Raw genomic sequence first — 12,750 nt, forward strand, 5'->3', positions numbered from 1 at the left:
ACGTCGTTGCCAAGCTGAATAGGCCCCCACGCTCTCCACTTCGTGTGGTCGCTGCCCCCCGAGGGGGCGCTGCGCCTGCGGCCCGGCAAAGCCGGTTCCGCGGCCCCTGCTGGTGTTTGATCTGCGGGAGTTGTCATTGTTTGGGTACCAAGTATCCAAGGCCGCGCACGGTCTGGATCACGTCGTTGCCGAGTTTTTTGCGTACGCCGTGGATGTAGACCTCGACGGCGTTGCTGCTGATGTCGTCTTTCCAGCTGAAGAGCTTTTCTTCAAGCTGCGCGCGCGACAGCACCACGCCCGGGCGTGCCAGCAGCGGTTCGAGCACCGCCCATTCGCGTGCCGAGAGCGACACCGGCTGGCCGTTGAGGCTGGCCTCACGCGTGGCGGGGTTCAGGCTCACGCCCTTGTGTTCAAACGCCGGCTCGGCCCGGCCCGCACTGCGGCGTATCAGCGCGCGGATGCGTGCCAGCAGTTCGTCGGTGTCATAGGGCTTGACGACGTAGTCGTCGGCGCCGGCATCCAGCCCGGCGATGCGGTCGCCGACCGCATCGCGCGCCGTGGCCACCATCACCGGGGTGGTGTTGCGTCGAGCCCGCAAAGCGCGCAGCACTTCCAGGCCGTCGCGCTTGGGCAGGCCCAGATCCAGCAGCACCAGGTCGTACTGTTCGCTGTTCAGGGCCTCGTCGGCCATGCGGCCGTCACGCACCCAGTCGACGGCATAGTGCTCACCGCGAAGCACCTGTAGCACGGTCTCGCCGATCATGGCGTCGTCTTCAACGAGCAATAAACGCATGTTTCTTTCGTCAAGGGTTAGGCCGCTTGCCTTTTGCAAAGATTATGCGGCGGCGGGACTTAGGCGGGCCTTAAACCACGATGGGCAGGCTGTTTTTCCCGCATGCCCTGCCCAGACGGAGAGCCCGTCCCGAAAGCCTGGCCCTGTAGCGAGCCCGGCGCACTAAAATCACAACACAACAATAGGGAGCTTAGATGGGAGAGTTCATGCGGGCGGGGCGGTTCGTCACAACACACGGCGCTCTTTAGACATGGTGGCCGGCAAGTCCGCGGTCAAGCCGTTCTGGCATCGCCTCAACAAATTCTTCGCATTCCCGTTCCAGGGGGCGCCTTTGGCCTATGGGCTGTTCCTGGCGTTTTGCAGCCTTCTGCCGCAGCTATTCCTTTTCCTCCCGCGGGGGATGATGTGGGTGATTGTCGAACTCGGCATCCTGCTGGCCGCGAGTCGGTACGGCTTCAAGGTCGCCGTGCTCGGCTCGCGCGGAATATCGCGCGCCAGCGATTTTCCATCGCGGCTTGACGACGAGTGGAGCAGCCTTCCCTGGAAGCTGTTCGGCGTCTTCGTGGTGCAGGCCGTTATCCTGGGCCTTGTGGCATCGCTCAACAGCAAGCTCGCCACGGTCGCGACTTTCGCGTTTTCATTCCTGCTTCCGGCGACCGTCATTGTCCTGGTGCAGTCGGGCAGCGCGATGCGCTCGTTGAACCCCGCCGCGATTCTGGGTGTTGTGCGTGTCATCGGCGCGCCTTATCTCGCGCTATGCCTGTTCCTGTTTCTGTTGAGCAGCGGTGCGCAGGTCGCGCTGGTGCTGCTGCTGCCACTGGTCAGCCTCTGGCTGCTGGTGCCGTTGTTCAATTTTGCATTCATCTATTTCGGCTGGGTCATGGCCAGCCTCCTGGGCTACGTGATGTATCAGCACCATGAGGGGCTCGACATCGATCTGCTGCCCGGTGCCGGCGCAGACGACGCGCTACCCGAGCGGCGCAGCCCCGAACAGATCGCGCGCCAGGAAACCGACGCGCTGGTCGCTGAACTGGTGACCGAAGGAGATATCCCCGCCGCGCTCAATATCGCCTACGAAGACCAGCGCATGCGGCCCAGCGACGTCGCTGCGCTGCGGCGTTATCACCGCGTATTGCTGATGGCCGACAAGACGCCGACGCTGGTTGAGAATGCAAAGCGGTTTATTGCGGTGCTGCTGCGGCAGGAGCTGGGAGCCGAGGCCGTCAAGGCCTGGCAGGACTGCCGCGCCCGTGAGCCGGCCTTTGTCATCGAGGATGCGGAGCAGGCCCTGGCCCTGGCGCGCGCCGCCTGGCGCATCAGCGACGCGCAGGCGGCGCTGGCCGTGCTGCGCAGCTTCGACAAGCGTTTTCGCGGCCACGCCGCGATCCCGCAGGCCTACGAACTCATCGCGCGGGTGCTGACCCAGGGCATGAACCGTGCCGACATGGCTCGCCCAGTGCTGGCCGTGCTCGAGGAACGCTATCCCGACAGCGAGGCGACGCGCGAGGTGCGCTGGCTGCTGCGCGACCAGCCGGCCGCCTGAAGTGGCTGAGACGGCGGTTCAGACCTGCGCGAGCGCGCGCGTGGCCATGTCGTTGGGGGCGAGCCGCTGCAGGTGCGGCAGCCAATACAAGGCGCGCTCGCGCTGCCCTGCGCGCAACCAGCCCTGGGCGCAGACGCCCAGCGTGTCGGCGAGTCCCGAATGCTCCGGCGCGCTTTTGAGCAGCGCGCGGCACAACTTGTCGGCGTCATCGAACTGGCGGGCGCGCGTGAAGCGGCGCGCCAGCCGCGCCATGTCATCGGGTTTTAGGCGCGCGCCGGGTTTGGCCTGGTCCAGATAGGTGCGGTAGCTGGCATGCTGCAGTTCCAGTGTGGCGTCATCGCTGGGCGCGAGGCGGAAGATGCGGCGCGCGGCACCGTGGAAATCTTCGCCGGCCGGCTGCAGCCGCGCGGTGTTGAACCAGGCACGCAGCACTTCGCCGTCGGTGGGCCGCAGTTTCGCCGCGGCCCGCCATTGCGCGCAGGCGGCGTCGAATTTCATCTCGGCCGCCAGCCGTTTGGCCTCGGCGACATGCCGCTCGAATCCGTCTTCGGCCTGCTCGGCCGCCGCGGGCGGTGGCGTGAGTTTGCGCCAGTGCATAGCCGCGGCCATTAGAAGCGCACCGGTGAGCAGCCCGCCCAGATGCGCCATATAGGCCACGCCCTTGCCGCCGATGACATGCTGCAGCAGTTCGTTGGCGATCCAGGCGGGCAGCAGCAGCAGCGCGGGCGCTGTGACGTAGTTGAAATAGAAAAACAGCTGGTAAAAAAACCGGATGCGGCGCAGGCGGTACATCACGGCATACATGCCCATCAAGGCCGAGATCGCACCCGAAGCGCCCAAGCCATAACTGCCTTGCCCGGCATAGGCCCAGCCCGCCAACAGCGCGGCACCGAGCGCCCCCGCGAGGTAAAACGCCAGGTAAAGGCCGCGGCCCAGCGCGAGTTCCACGGAAAAACCAAACAGGAAGAGGAACACCATGTTGCCGATCAGGTGGCTGGTGTCAGCGTGCAGGAAGGCCGCGGTGATCCAGGTCACCGGGCGAAACGGCGCGTCTTTGGTATTGTCCTGGGCCCAGTGGGCTGTGAACGGCGCAGGTTGAAGTGCTTCATACCGGCGCCGGTCTTGTTCCCACTGTGGATGGGCCGGGTGGCCGGGCCGGATGATGAGGCCTTCGTGCAAGCGCGCGAGAAAGGTTTTTTCGTGCTCCAGTCCGTCGAGCAGTGCGCCGTAACGGCGCTGCTCCAGCATGCGTCTGGCCGCCGGCGCGCGTGGTGACGCGGTCTCTCCAAGCCAGTCGACGAAGGCCGGCAACTCCAGCGCCGGCAGGCTGCTTGAAAGATAGAACGCTGCGGCCTTTTTCTGGGCATTTTCTTCAGCGCGCTGCGGGCCCCAGAACACCGCCATGTTCACGAGGATCAGCAGAATCGTCAGCCATGGCGGATTGCGCCAGGTCGGCCGGTTTTCCAGCGGAATAGCGTAAAACATGCCTCCGCCGGCGCTTCAGTTCAGCCCAGCCGCACCCGGTGCCGCGCTATCTGCGCCTTCACCTGCGCCGGCGCGGTGCCGCCCAGGATGTTGCGGGCGTTCAACGAGCCGCGCAGGCTCAAGCAGTCGTAGACGTCTTTTTCGATGCTGGGGTTGAATTCCTGCAGTACAGCCAGTGGCAACTCGGACAGGTCCACCGCATGGGTGGTGGCAGCTTTGACGGCGTGGGCCACGGTTTCGTGGGCATCGCGGAAGGGCAGGCCTTTTTTCACCAGGTAGTCGGCCAGGTCGGTGGCGGTGGCGTAGCCGCGTAGCGCGGCCTTTTCCATGGCTTCGGGCTTGACGGTGATGCCGGCCACCATCTCGGCAAAGATGCGCAGCGTGTCCTTGAGCGTGTCGACGGTGTCGAACAGCGGCTCCTTGTCTTCCTGGTTGTCCTTGTTGTAGGCCAGGGGCTGGCCCTTCATCAGCGTGATCAGGCCCATCAGGTGGCCGACCACGCGGCCGGTCTTGCCGCGCGCCAGCTCTGGCACGTCGGGGTTTTTCTTCTGCGGCATGATGGACGAGCCGGTGGTAAAGCGGTCGGGGATGTGGATAAAGCCGAAGTTCTGGCTCATCCACAAGATCAGCTCTTCGCTCATGCGGCTGATATGCACCATGGCGAGCGACGCGGCTGCCGTGAATTCAATCGCGAAGTCACGGTCGCTCACGGCGTCCAGGCTGTTCTGGCAGACCTGTGGCTTGCCGTTTTCGTCGACCATGCCCAGCGTTTTGGCCACGCGTTCGCGGTCCAGCGGGTAGCTGGTGCCGGCCAGTGCTGCAGCACCCAGCGGCAGGCGGTTCACGCGTTTCCTGATCTCCAGCATGCGCTCGGCGTCGCGGCTGAACATTTCCACATAGGCCAGCATGTGGTGGCCAAAACTCACCGGCTGGGCCACCTGCAGGTGGGTGAAGCCGGGCAGGATGACTTCGACATTTTTCTCGGCGATGTCAACCAGCGCTTTTTGCAGGTCGGTCAGCAGCCCGCCGATCAGGTCGATCTCACTGCGCAGCCACAGGCGCACATCGGTGGCGACCTGGTCGTTGCGGCTGCGGCCGGTGTGCAGGCGTTTGCCGGCGTCGCCCACAAGCTGGGTCAGGCGCGCTTCGATGTTGAAGTGCACGTCTTCGAGGTCCAGCTTCCACTCAAAAGCGCCGGAGTCGATTTCGGACGTGATTTGCGTCATGCCTTTCTGGATGTCGGCGTAGTCGGCGGCGGGAATGATCTTTTGCGCTGCCAGCATTTCGGCGTGAGCGAGTGAGCCGGCAATGTCGGCTTGCCACAGGCGCTTGTCAAAAAACAGGCTGGACGTGTAACGCTTCACCAGGTCGCTCATGGGTTCGGAAAAAAGGGCGGACCAGGCTTGGGACTTTTTGTCGAATTGATTCACGTCAGGCTTTCTTTGAGGCAGTCGCTGGCCGGTCTGTGGGGTAAAGCACGCCATTTCGGGCAGTTGTGCAGCCGGCCGGGCCTAAATAGTGTTTAACCCATGGCCGAATCGCCTTGGGCAGTGCAATACTCTTCCCAATGATTTTATCTGGGTGCCGGACCCCGTGGGAAACCCCTGCCGTGCGCTGCCCCAGCTGATCCGTTTTTCCACGATAGCCGAAGAGCCGCCGACGTCCATGAAGCCTGTGCCCGATCAGAAGAATTTCAGCGAATCCACGTTGCTGGGCAGCTTTATTCCGGGCGATGAGGAAGCGGCGCCGCGCACTTCCACGCGTACCAGCATGTTTGATGCTTGCCACGTGGGTGTGGTTTTGCGTGCCGTACTGTTTGTAGAGGCGGTGACCGGCGTGTGTGTGATGTTCGCTGCGCGCGAACCCCTGGACTGGCTGCTGAGCTTTTCACTGCTCACCGGCGGTGTGCTGCCGGCCACCCTGGCCTGGCTGATTGCGGTGTGTGCGCTGAAGGGGCAGTTGAACCGGCTGGAGCCTTCGCACCAGTGGGCGGCGGGTATTGCACTGGGTGTTGTGTCGGGGCTGTACGGCTGTGGCTTGCTGGCCCTGCTGGGCCTGCTCCAGCCGGTGCCCTGGTGGGCCAGTGCGGCGGCGGGTGCCTTGCTGTCCGCCATGATGCTGGCGGGGCTGTTCTGGCGGGCCAAGGCGCGTACGCCGGCAGCCACGGCGGCACGCCTTGCCGAATTGCAATCGCGCATTCGCCCCCATTTTCTTTTCAATACCCTGAACAGCGCCATTGCGCTGGTGCGTGCCGAGCCCGCCAAGGCCGAGGCGGTGCTGGAAGACCTGAGTGAGCTTTTTCGCAGCGCACTGGCCGACCCGGCCGAATCCGTGACGCTCGGCCAGGAGATCGCGCTGGCGCAGCGTTACCTCGCCATTGAGCAGATCCGCTTTGGTGAGCGGCTGCAGGTGCAGTGGAGCCTGGACACCGAAGCGGACCAGGCCAAGCTGCCACCACTGCTGCTGCAGCCGCTGGTAGAAAACGCCGTCAGGCATGGCGTGGAACCCAGCGCCAGCGGCGCGCAGCTGAAAATATCCACCCTCCGGCGAGGCAGCACGGTGGTGATCAAGGTGACCAATTCAACCCCCGCAGGCGCCGGTGAGCGCGGCCACGGGTTGGCGCTGGCCAATGTGCGCGAACGCCTTGCGCTGCTGCATGATGTCGAGGCGAAATTCAAGACCGTGTTCAAGGACGGCATATTTCAGGTTCGACTGGAGATTCCCGCATGACGCTCAAGGTACTGGTAGTTGACGATGAAGCCCTGGCGCGTTCGCGCCTGCGCACCCTGCTGGGCGATTGCACCGCCCCGGCTGCAGTGGCGGCAGCTGAAGCCGCCGATGCTGTTCAGGCCATGAAGGCCTTGCAGCGTGAGTCATTCGATGCGGTGCTGCTTGACATCCGCATGCCCGGCGTTGACGGTATCGCGCTGGCACGCACCATTGCTTCACTTGCACAGCCACCTGCCCTGGTGTTTGTCACGGCCCATTCCGAACATGCCGTACAGGCCTTTGAACTGGAGGCCGTCGACTACCTCACGAAGCCGGTGCGCCTGGAACGCCTGCAGCAAGCGTTGCAGAAGGTAGAGCGTTTGGGCCAGTCTGCCCGGATGTCCACGGCGGATGTGGCGGAAGAAACGCTCATCATCCAGGACCGCGGCCGCACCGAACGTGTGCCGCTGGCCGAGGTGCTGTATTTCAAAGCCGAACTCAAATACATCACTGTGCGTACCGCGACCCGCAGCTACATACTCGATGGTTCCCTGAGCGAGCTGGAAGAGCGCCACGCGACCCGTTTCATGCGCATTCACCGCAACGCACTGATTGCGCGCCGGGCCGTGCGCGCGCTGGAAAAACATTTTGATCCAGAAGAGGGCGAGGGCTGGGCGGTACGGCTCAATGGTATTGATGAACTGCTGGCGGTGTCCAGGCGCCAGCTCAGCGCCGTTCGGGAAGCCATTGCGGCCTGATTTCATTTCTCTTGCTGCTTCTTCCAATCCAAAATCCTGTTTATGCATACACGTGCCGATTTCATCCAGCGGCACGTCCGCCGCTTCAGCAATGAGCCTGCCGTAGAGCGCCAGCTCGTACGCGACTTCTTCGGTGGCAAGACTGGCTTTTATGTTGATATAGGGGCTAACGATCCGGTGCTGGATTCGCAATCTCAGCATCTGGAACAGATGGGTTGGACGGGCCTCCTCGTGGAACCTGACCCGGACTGTTGTGAACTGCTGCGCAGGAGTCGAACCGGCGTGGTCATTGAAATGGCTTGTTCCAGCCCTGAAAACGCAGGAAGGTACCTGGATTTGAATCGGGCCGGACCCCATTCAACGCTCGAAGCGAGGCCTATTGCCATGGGCGCCGTGGTCCGTTCAACGGTACAGGTACGGTGCGAGACGCTGGATGCCATCCTGGAAGGAAATGCTGTGCCAGAGGGATTTGATTTCCTGTCGATCGACATCGAAGGGCACGAACTGGTTGCGTTGTCCGGTTTCAACTTTGCACGCTGGCAGCCCCGCCTGGTGCTGATTGAGGATCACGTGACCCATCATAAAAAGCACGACCTGATGCGCGACAACGGCTACCAGCTGATCCTGCGAACCGGCTTGAACAGCTGGTACGTTCCGGCGAAAGCGTCCTACACATTTTCCTGGCCAGCTCGGTTTGAATACCTGCGTAAGTACTATCTGGGGCTTCCATTGCGCAAATTTCGTTACGCGCGCCCCGGCACAAAAACGGATATGGGAGACACATGAACGAAGAACCCGCAGAGCGTGTCGTACGCGCGGCGCCGCCAGTAGTGCCGGGCGATCCTGAACAGCTGCATGTTCGGGTTCCGGTCGATATCCGCAGCATGTCGCTGGTGGTACTGGCGGGTCTGGCCTGCCTGTTTGTACTGCACTGGGCCAAGGCCGTCTTTATTCCGGTGATGCTGGGTGTGCTGTTCAGCTATGCTTTTTCACCGGTGGTCAACTGGTTTGAAACGAAACGCGTTCCACGCTGGCTGAGCGCCGCCGTGGTGTTGTTGACGATTGTGGGCAGCATCGGTGCGACGGCGTATTCGCTCAGCGACGAAGCGGCGCAGCTGCTGGAAGCGCTGCCGGCTGCGGCGCAGAAATTCCGCCAGGCCGTGAAGGTGCGCACCAACCAGTCTGACAGTGCCCTGGAAACCGTACAGAAAGCAGCCGCACAGCTTGAGCAGGCCGCGCAGGAAAGTGCTGCGACCAGCAACACGCGAGGGGCGATGCGTGTCGTGGTTGAGCCTGCCCGTTTCAACATCAAAAATTATCTCTGGTCAGGCACCATCGGGCTGATTGCACTGATCGGCCAGGCGACCGTGGTGATTTTCTTTACCTACTTCCTGATGCTTTCGGGCGACAGCTTCCGGCGCAAGCTGATCAAGCTTGCGGGCTCCAGCATCAGCAGCAAAAAAATCACGCTGCAGGCGCTCAATGAGATCACCGACCAGATTCAGCGCTACCTGCAGGTGCAGCTGCTGACCAGTGCGCTGGTCGGGGTGTTGACCTGGCTTGCGCTTTGGGCGTTGCGGCTGGAAAACCCCGCCGTGTGGGGCGTTGCCGCTGCCGTGCTGAACCTGATTCCTTACGTAGGCTCGCTGGTCACGGCGGCGACATCGGCCCTGGTGGCCTTTATGCAATTTGGCTCGCTCAACATGGCGCTGGCTGTGGGTGGGGCCTCGCTGGCTATTCACACCGTGGTGGGTAACCTCCTGACGCCGTGGCTTACCAGCCGCGCCAGCCGTATGAGTCCGGTGGCGGTGTTCGTCGGCTTGCTGGCCTGGGGCTGGCTTTGGGGGGTATGGGGCCTGTTGCTCGGCATTCCCATCCTGATGATTGTCAAATCGATTTGCGACCGCATCGATGACCTGAAGCCGATTGGTGAGTTTCTCGGCAGTTGATATGGCCCCCACGCTGGAATAAAGCCCCCACGGTCGCTCACTTCGTGTAGCTCCCTGCCCCCCGAGGGGGCCGCTGCGCCTGCGGTCTGGCAAAGCCAGTCCCGCGGCCCCGGCTGGCCTGGAGCGTCTGGGGTACTTTTATGATCTTGTTGTACTAAATTGATGAGAAAGAGAAAAAGTCATGATGGAACTGCTGACTGATCCGCAAATGTGGATTGCTTTTGCCACGCTCACTGCGTTGGAGCTGGTGCTGGGCATTGACAACATTATTTTCATCTCCATCCTGGTGGACAAGCTGCCCAAGGACAAGCAGGAACTGGCCCGGCGCCTGGGCCTTTTTATGGCGATGTTCATGCGCATTGGCTTGCTGTTTGTGCTGTCGTGGATCATCGGGCTGGTGGATCCGCTGTTCACCATTTTGAAGCAGGAAATCTCGGGGCGCGACCTGATCCTGATTGCCGGTGGCCTGTTCCTGATCTGGAAGAGCACCGGCGAAATTCACCAGTCGATGGAGGGCGAGGAAGGCCACGCCTCCAGTGCGGTCAAGGCCACATTTGCGGCCGTGATCGTGCAGATCATGATTGTCGACATGGTGTTCTCGCTGGACTCCATCATCACCGCAGTCGGCATGGTTGACAGCCTCCCGGTCATGATTGCCGCGGTCATCGCTTCGGTGGGCCTCATGATGCTGTTCGCTCCGGCCATCGGCCGCTTTGTCTCCGACCACCCGACCATCAAGATGCTGGCGCTGTCCTTCCTTGTCGTCGTCGGTGTGGTGCTGATCGCCGAGGGCCTGGACCATCATGTGCCCAAGGGCTATGTCTACTTTGCCATGGCGTTTTCTGTGGCGGTGGAAATGCTCAACATCCGCATGCGCAAGAAAAAGAGCAAGCCGGTGCATCTGAGAAATGCCTATGTCGATGGCGACAAGGCAGACGTGGCCGACAAGCGCAAGCCCTGAGACGGGTCGCTGCCCGTGACACGCCCGCGCTGCGCCGCGTGCCTTCGCCCACAAAGCGCCTGCATCTGCGCCTGGATCAGGCCGACGGCGCATGAAGCGGAAGTGCTTATCCTCCAGCACCCGCTGGAGGTCGACCACGCCAAAAACAGTGCCTGCCTGCTGCATCTGAGCTTGCCGCGCAGCCGGATGCTGACGGGTGAAGCCTTTGACGAGGCTGGCTTGCATGATGTGCTGAAAGAGACGAGGTACACCGTGCTCCTGTATCCGCAGACGCCGGAAGACAAAGCAGCCGCCGTGGATACCGCGCAACTCAAAGACCCGTCGCGCGTGCGGCTCGTGGTGCTGGACAGCACCTGGCGCAAAAGCCGCAAGATGCTGCACCTGAGTCCGGTGCTGCGGCAACTCCCTCGCTTGTCGCTGGAGGATATGCCGGCCTCAAACTACCTGATCCGCAAGGCGCACAAGCCGGGGCAGCTCTCAACATTGGAGGCAACGTGCGCGGCACTGGCGCAATTGGAAAGTGATCCCGAAAAATATCAGCCGTTGCTCAAAGCCTTTGACGGGTTTGTCGCGCAGCAGCTGGCTTTCGTTCCGAAGTAATTCGGTTCCCGTTCAGTCGCCCAGGTCGATCACACCGGCCAGCGGCACTCCGCTGGGGGCCTCATAGTCCGCAATCACGGCAGCGCGCCCTGTATGCGCTGAAATGTCTTGAAGCCGTCCTTTGACGAAGGCAATCGAGGGTGCATCCAGCGCGGCAAAGGGCTCATCCAGCAACAACACCGCCGCACCCGATGCAAACGCCGCTGTCAGCCAGACCTTGCGCTTCGACCCGGTGGACAGCATGAAAAGCTGCTTGCCCATGTGCGGCTCAAGCCCGAGGCCGTCGACCAGCGGCACTACCAAATTCGCATCAAAACCCGGGTACCGGCTGCGAACATCTTCGAAATACTGCGCCGGCGTGAGTTGATCAAACGTGTTGGCGCGCGGCTCCATCCAGAAGAGCTGCCGGCGGTAAGCGTCGGGCTTGTCGTTGAGCGAGATGCCATTGAGCGTCAACTTTCCCTTATCGGCAGGCAAGGCCCCCGCCAGTAAACGAAGCAGGGTGCTCTTGCCGCGCCCGTCGCCGCCTTGCACCAGCGTGACGCCTGGCGGGATTTCGCCGGACCAGTTGGCAAGGATTTCAACCTGTGGGTTGGGGTAGCGGAACCACAGGTCTTCGATGGTGAGCATGCTGGTGTTTGACAGGGTGGCTTGATAGAGGATCTTTGAAATATCTATTCGGAGGAAAGCTAGGCCACGTGAGCAATCGCCTTCAGTTGGCGCAGGCGCATGACAAGGCTTTCTGCCGCGACCTCGGTTGCCACCGGGATTGATACGGGCGTACCTTCCAGCACTGAATCTGTGGCTGCCTTCGCCTCGCTCAACGACATGGCTGCAGTCTCTTGAAGCAACTTGGAATGAGAAACCTTGAGGAAGCCGGCTTCCCAGCCAGTGATGATGACGGTGTGCATTTGACGGCCTGATTCTTGAATTGGTGCGAGAGTCTGGGCAAATGTTAATCTGCAATTTTGGGTCCTATGCCGGGCCACTATTCAATTGGACAAGAAAGTTGCAGTTATGAGCTTCGGAAAAACCACCCCCATCCTTCGCATCTTCGATGAAGCCAAGGCCAGGGAGTTTTACATCGACTTCCTCGGCTTCAAGGTCGATTGGGAGCATCGCTTTGAGCCCGGCATGCCGCTCTATCTGCAAATCTCCAAAGGCGGCTGCGTGCTGCATTTGTCGGAGCACCACGGCGACTGCAGCCCGGGCGCGGCGATGCGGATTGAAACGGATGGGCTTGATGCGTATCACCAGCAGCTTCTGGCGAAGAACTACAAGCACGCCCGTCCCGGAATTGAAGACACAGCGTGGGAGAGCCGGGATATGTCGGTCAGGGACCCTTTTGGCAACCGGCTGACATTTACCAATGCCATCAGCACCTGACCTCACCTCTTTCATCCGCTTCACTTGACTGCACTTTGCAAACCGGGTGAATCTCACGCCTGCGTGCTCTAAAACCTCAAATCTTGACTGCCGTCAAGAACGCCGTGTCAGGTGCGCCCCCGCTCTTGATTTCCGTCAAGAACACTTCATGGTCGCAGGTTCACCATGGGTGCTGCAGAAGGAGACACCCATGACCTCGACCCACGCGCCCCCTCTTCCAGGCCTCGCCTTACGCTGTTACCGGCTGACGCCGGGAGGCCGCGCCTGTGTGGACACGGTCAATACCAAAGCGCAGACCACGGGCTCGTTGTCGCGCTACCTGCACGATGTACTGGAGATGTGCGGCACGGGCGTGTGGTTTGAGCAGTTGCAGCAGTTCATGCCGCCGCGATCACTTGATGAATCCTTGCGTTCGTTGCTGGCGTCGGGCCTGATTGAAGCCGTGGATGCGGGCGAAGTGCCTGTGCACCTGCCCCCTGCGAGGCGCCGCACACCGTCGATGTTGGGCGACCTGACGAACGCCTGAGATGCCCTGGAGTCAAAGAAGGGGCGTTTATAGGTAAAAA

The 12,750-nt window shown here is 61.8% G+C and carries 14 protein-coding genes; 9 read left to right on the plus strand and 5 right to left on the minus strand.

Features of this window, described 5'->3' with window-relative positions; all coding sequences use genetic code 11:
* Window positions 1-133 precede the first annotated feature (133 nt).
* Window positions 134-793, minus strand: coding sequence for a response regulator (locus AC1DWQ_RS20395; RefSeq protein WP_457279431.1), 660 nt, complete (start codon window positions 791-793; stop codon window positions 134-136).
* 250 nt (window positions 794-1,043) lie between these two features.
* On the opposite strand from AC1DWQ_RS20395, the gene AC1DWQ_RS20400 reads away from it, so the two are divergent.
* Window positions 1,044-2,336 carry a tetratricopeptide repeat protein gene (locus AC1DWQ_RS20400; protein WP_477671278.1) on the plus strand — a complete coding sequence of 431 codons (1,293 nt, stop codon included), beginning with the start codon at window positions 1,044-1,046 and terminating at the stop codon, window positions 2,334-2,336.
* Window positions 2,337-2,354: 18 nt separating this feature from the next.
* On the opposite strand, the gene AC1DWQ_RS20405 is transcribed toward AC1DWQ_RS20400, so the two are convergent.
* The gene (locus tag AC1DWQ_RS20405; RefSeq protein WP_477671279.1) at window positions 2,355-3,821 is read right to left on the minus strand and encodes a rhomboid family intramembrane serine protease; all 1,467 of its coding nucleotides are present in this window, start codon (window positions 3,819-3,821) and stop codon (window positions 2,355-2,357) included.
* A 20-nt stretch (window positions 3,822-3,841) separates the two neighbouring features.
* A complete protein-coding gene (gene argH / locus AC1DWQ_RS20410; protein ID WP_477671280.1) occupies window positions 3,842-5,251 on the minus strand; it encodes an argininosuccinate lyase in 1,410 nt (469 codons plus the stop codon).
* A gap of 235 nt (window positions 5,252-5,486) precedes the next feature.
* Between argH and AC1DWQ_RS20415 the strand changes: the two genes are divergently transcribed.
* The 6 genes from AC1DWQ_RS20415 (at window position 5,487) to AC1DWQ_RS20440 (ending at window position 10,798) form a co-directional block, all read left to right on the plus strand.
* A complete protein-coding gene (locus AC1DWQ_RS20415; protein WP_477671281.1) occupies window positions 5,487-6,551 on the plus strand; it encodes a sensor histidine kinase in 1,065 nt (354 codons plus the stop codon).
* A complete protein-coding gene (locus AC1DWQ_RS20420) occupies window positions 6,548-7,288 on the plus strand; it encodes a LytR/AlgR family response regulator transcription factor (RefSeq protein ID WP_477671282.1) in 741 nt (246 codons plus the stop codon). Before AC1DWQ_RS20415 ends, AC1DWQ_RS20420 begins: the two co-directional genes overlap by 4 nt.
* 42 nt (window positions 7,289-7,330) lie before the next feature.
* The gene (locus tag AC1DWQ_RS20425; RefSeq protein WP_477671283.1) at window positions 7,331-8,074 is read left to right on the plus strand and encodes an FkbM family methyltransferase; all 744 of its coding nucleotides are present in this window, start codon (window positions 7,331-7,333) and stop codon (window positions 8,072-8,074) included.
* Window positions 8,071-9,237 (plus strand): AI-2E family transporter, encoded by a 1,167-nt coding sequence (locus AC1DWQ_RS20430; RefSeq protein WP_477671284.1) that lies wholly within the window; start codon window positions 8,071-8,073, stop codon window positions 9,235-9,237. The genes AC1DWQ_RS20425 and AC1DWQ_RS20430 overlap by 4 nt, the downstream gene beginning before the upstream one ends.
* 181 nt (window positions 9,238-9,418) lie before the next feature.
* A complete protein-coding gene (locus tag AC1DWQ_RS20435; RefSeq protein WP_477671285.1) occupies window positions 9,419-10,198 on the plus strand; it encodes a TerC family protein in 780 nt (259 codons plus the stop codon).
* Window positions 10,199-10,213: 15 nt separating this feature from the next.
* Entirely contained in the window at window positions 10,214-10,798 is a 585-nt protein-coding gene (locus AC1DWQ_RS20440) for a tRNA-uridine aminocarboxypropyltransferase (protein ID WP_477671286.1), read from the plus strand.
* 12 nt (window positions 10,799-10,810) lie between these two features.
* On the opposite strand, the gene AC1DWQ_RS20445 is transcribed toward AC1DWQ_RS20440, so the two are convergent.
* Window positions 10,811-11,428, minus strand: coding sequence for an ABC transporter ATP-binding protein (locus AC1DWQ_RS20445; protein WP_477671287.1), 618 nt, complete (start codon window positions 11,426-11,428; stop codon window positions 10,811-10,813).
* Window positions 11,429-11,487: 59 nt separating this feature from the next.
* Window positions 11,488-11,709, minus strand: coding sequence for a hypothetical protein (locus tag AC1DWQ_RS20450; protein WP_477671288.1), 222 nt, complete (start codon window positions 11,707-11,709; stop codon window positions 11,488-11,490).
* A 106-nt stretch (window positions 11,710-11,815) separates the two neighbouring features.
* On the opposite strand from AC1DWQ_RS20450, the gene AC1DWQ_RS20455 reads away from it, so the two are divergent.
* Both AC1DWQ_RS20455 and AC1DWQ_RS20460 read left to right on the plus strand, forming a co-directional pair.
* The gene (locus tag AC1DWQ_RS20455) at window positions 11,816-12,184 is read left to right on the plus strand and encodes a glyoxalase superfamily protein (RefSeq protein ID WP_477671289.1); all 369 of its coding nucleotides are present in this window, start codon (window positions 11,816-11,818) and stop codon (window positions 12,182-12,184) included.
* Window positions 12,185-12,374: 190 nt separating this feature from the next.
* A complete protein-coding gene (locus tag AC1DWQ_RS20460) occupies window positions 12,375-12,710 on the plus strand; it encodes a hypothetical protein (RefSeq protein WP_477671290.1) in 336 nt (111 codons plus the stop codon).
* Window positions 12,711-12,750: the final 40 nt, after the last annotated feature.

The organism is Polaromonas sp. P2_G11 (assembly GCF_056403595.1).

Excerpts from the sequence above, each read along its gene's own strand:
- AC1DWQ_RS20455 (WP_477671289.1), top strand. The coding sequence starts at position 11,816 with ATGAGCTTCGGAAAAACCACCCCCATCCTTCGCATCTTCGATGAAGCC.
- AC1DWQ_RS20435 (WP_477671285.1), top strand. The coding sequence starts at position 9,419 with ATGATGGAACTGCTGACTGATCCGCAAATGTGGATTGCTTTTGCCACG.
- AC1DWQ_RS20405 (WP_477671279.1), bottom strand. The coding sequence starts at position 3,821 with ATGTTTTACGCTATTCCGCTGGAAAACCGGCCGACCTGGCGCAATCCG.
- AC1DWQ_RS20400 (WP_477671278.1), top strand. The coding sequence starts at position 1,044 with ATGGTGGCCGGCAAGTCCGCGGTCAAGCCGTTCTGGCATCGCCTCAAC.
- AC1DWQ_RS20450 (WP_477671288.1), bottom strand. The coding sequence starts at position 11,709 with ATGCACACCGTCATCATCACTGGCTGGGAAGCCGGCTTCCTCAAGGTT.
- AC1DWQ_RS20415 (WP_477671281.1), top strand. The coding sequence starts at position 5,487 with ATGAAGCCTGTGCCCGATCAGAAGAATTTCAGCGAATCCACGTTGCTG.
- AC1DWQ_RS20395 (WP_457279431.1), bottom strand. The coding sequence starts at position 793 with ATGCGTTTATTGCTCGTTGAAGACGACGCCATGATCGGCGAGACCGTG.
- AC1DWQ_RS20425 (WP_477671283.1), top strand. The coding sequence starts at position 7,331 with ATGCATACACGTGCCGATTTCATCCAGCGGCACGTCCGCCGCTTCAGC.
- AC1DWQ_RS20430 (WP_477671284.1), top strand. The coding sequence starts at position 8,071 with ATGAACGAAGAACCCGCAGAGCGTGTCGTACGCGCGGCGCCGCCAGTA.
- AC1DWQ_RS20420 (WP_477671282.1), top strand. The coding sequence starts at position 6,548 with ATGACGCTCAAGGTACTGGTAGTTGACGATGAAGCCCTGGCGCGTTCG.
- AC1DWQ_RS20460 (WP_477671290.1), top strand. The coding sequence starts at position 12,375 with ATGACCTCGACCCACGCGCCCCCTCTTCCAGGCCTCGCCTTACGCTGT.
- AC1DWQ_RS20445 (WP_477671287.1), bottom strand. The coding sequence starts at position 11,428 with ATGCTCACCATCGAAGACCTGTGGTTCCGCTACCCCAACCCACAGGTT.